Raw genomic sequence first — 3,729 nt, 5'->3', positions numbered from 1 at the left:
CTGGCCAGGCCCCAGTTGAGGAACGATTGCACCTGCTGGATGATGAATTCAGGCAGCATCATGTTCTGCGCGCCGCCCAGCAGCGCCGGGGTCACGTAGTAACCGAGGGACATCACGAAGACCATCAGCCCGCCCGAGAACAGCCCTGGCCGGCACAGCGGCAGGAACACCCGGAAGAAGTTGGTCCAGGGGCTGGCGCCGCAGATGGAGCCGGCCTGCAGGATCATCGGGTCGATGGCTTGCATGGTCGCCTGCAACGGCAGGACGATGAACGGGATCATGATGTAGCTCATGCCGATCACCACGCCGGTGAGGTTGTGCACCATTTCCAGCGGCTGATCGATGATGCCCAGCGCCATCAACGCCTTGTTCACCACGCCCGAGGCTTGCAGCAGCACCAGCCAGGAGTAGGTGCGGGCCAGCAGGCTGGTCCACATCGACAGCAGCACGATGTTCAGCATCCAGCGGCCCCAGCCACGGGGCACCAGGGTAATCGCCCAGGCCAGCGGGAAGCCCAGCAAGAGGCTGAACAGTGTCACCAGCCCAGCCACCGAAAAGGTATTGAACAACACCCGGGCGTAGGCCGAGTTGGCGAACAGTTGCTCGTAGTTGCCCAGGCCCGGCACCGGCTCCAGCACCCCGCGCAGCAGCAGGCCGATCAGCGGCGCCAGGAAAAACAGGCCGAGGAACAGCAGGGCCGGGAGCAGGTTGCCCGCACCCCGCCAGCGTTGTGCCAGGGACGGCGTCTGTTTCGGCGTCACGGTCGCAGCGCTTGCCGAACCGGCAGGGCCGGTGGCGCTCCCGGTGCGAGGGGTTGCCGCTGCCGTCATTTTCATTTGACCAGCCATTCGTTCCACCGTGTCGCGATGTCCTGACCGTTCTTGGCCCAGTACGCAAAATCAAGCGTGATCTGATCCTTGGCGTAGGCGGTCGGCAAGTTGGGGGCAAGCACCGAATCCAGGCGTGCAACGCTGTCGACGTTGACCGGCGCGTAGGCGGTCAGGTTGGAGAAGTCGGCCTGGCCCTTGGCGCTGCTGGCGTTGGCCAGGAACTTCATGGCGGCGGCCTTGTTTTTCGAGCCTTTCGGGATGACCAGGATGTCGGCCATGACCAGGTTCTGTTTCCAGCTTACGCCAACTGGCGCGCCGTCTTGTTGCAGGGCGTAGATACGACCGTTCCAGAACTGGCCGATGCTGGCTTCGCCGGACGCGAGCAGCTGCTGGGACTGGGCGCCGCCGCCCCACCAGACGATGTCTTTCTTGATGGTGTCGAGCTTCTTGAAGGCGCGGTCCAGGTCCAGCGGATAGAGCTTGTCCTGGGTCACGCCGTCAGCCAGCAGGGCCAGTTCCAGCACGCCAGGGCTCGGCCATTTGTAGAGGGCGCGCTTGCCGGGGTAGGTCTTGGTGTCGAACAGCGCGGACCAGTCCTGGGGCTTGCCCGAACCGAGCTTGCCTTCGTTGTAGCCGAGCACGAACGAGAAGTAGAAGGAGCCGACGCCGTGGTCGGAGACGAAGCGCGGGTCGATCTTGTCGCGCTGCACGACCGAGAAGTCGAGGGGCTCGAGCAGGCCTTCGGCGGCGGCGCGCAGGGCGAAGTCGGCCTCGACGTCGACCACGTCCCACTGCACGTTGCCACTTTCGACCATGGCCTTGAGCTTGCCGTAGTCGGTCGGGCCGTCCTGGACCACGGTGATGCCGCTGGCCTTGCTGAACGGATCGGCCCAGGCCTGTTTCTGCGCGTCCTGGGTGCTGCCACCCCAACTGACGAAGTTGACGCTTTCAGCGGCCATCGTCGCCTGGCTGGTGACACTCAGCAGGCCGGCAAAAAGAATTGCGGCTGCACTTTTCTTCAACACCATTTTCACGCCCTCATTGTTGTGTTTATTGAGTGGGCTTCTGTTCGCCCACCTATCGGGAGCAGTAGGTCCATCTGGCCTTAAAGACGACCGTGCCAAGGGCTGTTGTTTGTGCTTTCCCTGTCGGGGGCACTTGGCTGGAGCGTTCGGTCTATGGAATATCATATTATGGTATTCCAAACTTTCTGCAAGCACTTTGCCGTACCGGCCATCTGTCTCGAGCGGAAATTCTCTATGTTCATGCATTCTGTGGGAGCGAGCTTGCTCGCGATGGCAATGGATCTGTCGACATCAATGGCGACTGACACACCGCAATCGCGAGCAAGCTCGCTCCCACAGGGATTTTTGTTCAGCCTCGGGTTATCCCGCGAACGGAATACTCTCCACCACCTCCAGGTCATACCCGGTCAACCCCGCGTACTTGAGCGGCGGGCCCAGGTGCCGCAGTTTCCCGACGCCCAGGTCCTGCAGGATCTGCGCGCCCGTGCCTACTTCAGAATAGATGCGCGATTGGGAACGGCTGAACTGGCGGGGCGGTTGGGTGAGTTGAGGCACACGCTCAAGCAAGGCCTGGGACGATTCATGGTTCGCCAGCACCACCACCACGCCACGGCCTTCTTCGGCGACCCGTTGCAGCGCCGCCCATAACGTCCAGTTGGACGGGCCGTTGTATTCGGCGCCGACCAGGTCGCGCAGCGGGTCGATCACATGAACGCGCACCAGGGTCGGCTCTTCCCGGCGGATGTCGCCCATGACCATCGCCATGTGCACGCCGCCTTCGATGCGGTCTTCAAAGGTGAACAGGCGGAAGGTGCCGTGCACCGTCGGCAATTCCCGTTCACCGATGCGCACGACGGTGTGCTCGGTGCTCAGGCGGTAGTGGATCAGGTCGGCGATCGTGCCGATCTTGATGTCGTGCTTGCGAGCGAAGATCTCCAAGTCCGGCCGACGGGCCATGGTGCCGTCGTCGTTCATCACTTCGACGATCACCGAGGCCGGGGTGAAACCTGCCAGGCGCGCCAGGTCGCAACCGGCTTCGGTGTGCCCGGCGCGGGTGAGCACGCCGCCTTCCTTGGCCCGCAGCGGGAAGATATGCCCCGGTTGCACAATGTCGTTGGGCCCGGCATCGGCGGCCACGGCGGCGGCAACGGTGCGTGCCCGGTCGGCGGCGGAAATGCCGGTGGTCACGCCGATGGCGGCCTCGATGGACACGGTGAACGCCGTGCTGAACACGCTACCGTTGCTCGGCACCATCTGCTCGAGACCCAGGCGCTGGCAATGCTCGTCGGTCAGGGTCAGGCAAATCAATCCGCGCGCTTCCCGGGCCATAAAGCTGATCGCCTGGGCATTGCAGCAGTCGGCGGCCAGCAGCAGGTCGCCTTCGTTTTCCCGATCTTCGTCATCCACCAGCAACACCATCTTGCCCTGGCGGTAGTCTTCGATGATTTCCTGAATGCTGTTAAAGGCCATGTCGGGCTCTCTTTGTTTGATGGGCTTGCTGGAACGTTAATGTGGTATACCATAATACAAAATAAACCGAGAGGTCACTATGAAGGCGTACTGGATTGCTCATGTGGATGTCACCGACCCCGATCAATACAGCCAATACACCCAGCGGGCGCCAGCGGCGTTTGCCTTGTATGGCGGGCGAATGCTGGCCCGGGGCGGGCGCAGTGAGGCGATGGAGGGCAGGGCCACGCCGCAGCGCAGCGTGGTGATCGAATTCGATTCCTATGAACAGGCGCTGGCCTGCTATCACTCGGCGGAGTATCAGGAGGCGAAGAAGCACCGCGCAGGCGTGGCGCGTGCCGAAGTGATCATTGTCGAGGGCATGACTCCCCTATAGGAGCGGTGTAAAAGCTGCGTAGGAGCTG

4 protein-coding genes are annotated in these 3,729 nt (G+C 62.6%); 1 reads left to right on the top strand and 3 read right to left on the bottom strand.

What is annotated here, in order from left to right:
• The 3 genes from OC610_RS23030 to ribBA form a co-directional block, all read right to left on the bottom strand.
• Positions 1-836: ABC transporter permease (locus OC610_RS23030; RefSeq protein ID WP_264431080.1), on the bottom strand; the 836-nt coding region annotated here is incomplete at its 3' end.
• Positions 833-1,858, bottom strand: a complete 1,026-nt coding sequence (locus OC610_RS23025; protein ID WP_264431079.1) for an ABC transporter substrate-binding protein — start codon at positions 1,856-1,858, stop codon at positions 833-835. The genes OC610_RS23025 and OC610_RS23030, both read right to left, overlap by 4 nt.
• Before the next feature lie 357 nt (positions 1,859-2,215).
• Positions 2,216-3,325, bottom strand: a complete 1,110-nt coding sequence (ribBA, locus tag OC610_RS23020; RefSeq protein ID WP_264431077.1) for a bifunctional 3,4-dihydroxy-2-butanone-4-phosphate synthase/GTP cyclohydrolase II — start codon at positions 3,323-3,325, stop codon at positions 2,216-2,218.
• A gap of 79 nt (positions 3,326-3,404) precedes the next feature.
• Between ribBA and OC610_RS23015 the strand changes: the two genes are divergently transcribed.
• Positions 3,405-3,701 (top strand): DUF1330 domain-containing protein, encoded by a 297-nt coding sequence (locus OC610_RS23015; protein WP_264431076.1) that lies wholly within the window; start codon positions 3,405-3,407, stop codon positions 3,699-3,701.
• Positions 3,702-3,729: the final 28 nt, after the last annotated feature.

It is taken from the genome of Pseudomonas agronomica (genome assembly GCF_025917275.1).
Lineage (GTDB): Bacteria > Pseudomonadota > Gammaproteobacteria > Pseudomonadales > Pseudomonadaceae > Aquipseudomonas > Aquipseudomonas agronomica.
This window is presented reverse-complemented; position numbering and strand designations above follow the sequence as displayed.

Bases quoted from the DNA above. Each gene is read 5' to 3' on its own strand.
- OC610_RS23025 (WP_264431079.1), bottom strand. From the start codon at position 1,858: ATGGTGTTGAAGAAAAGTGCAGCCGCAATTCTTTTTGCCGGCCTGCTG.
- ribBA (WP_264431077.1), bottom strand. From the start codon at position 3,325: ATGGCCTTTAACAGCATTCAGGAAATCATCGAAGACTACCGCCAGGGC.
- OC610_RS23015 (WP_264431076.1), top strand. From the start codon at position 3,405: ATGAAGGCGTACTGGATTGCTCATGTGGATGTCACCGACCCCGATCAA.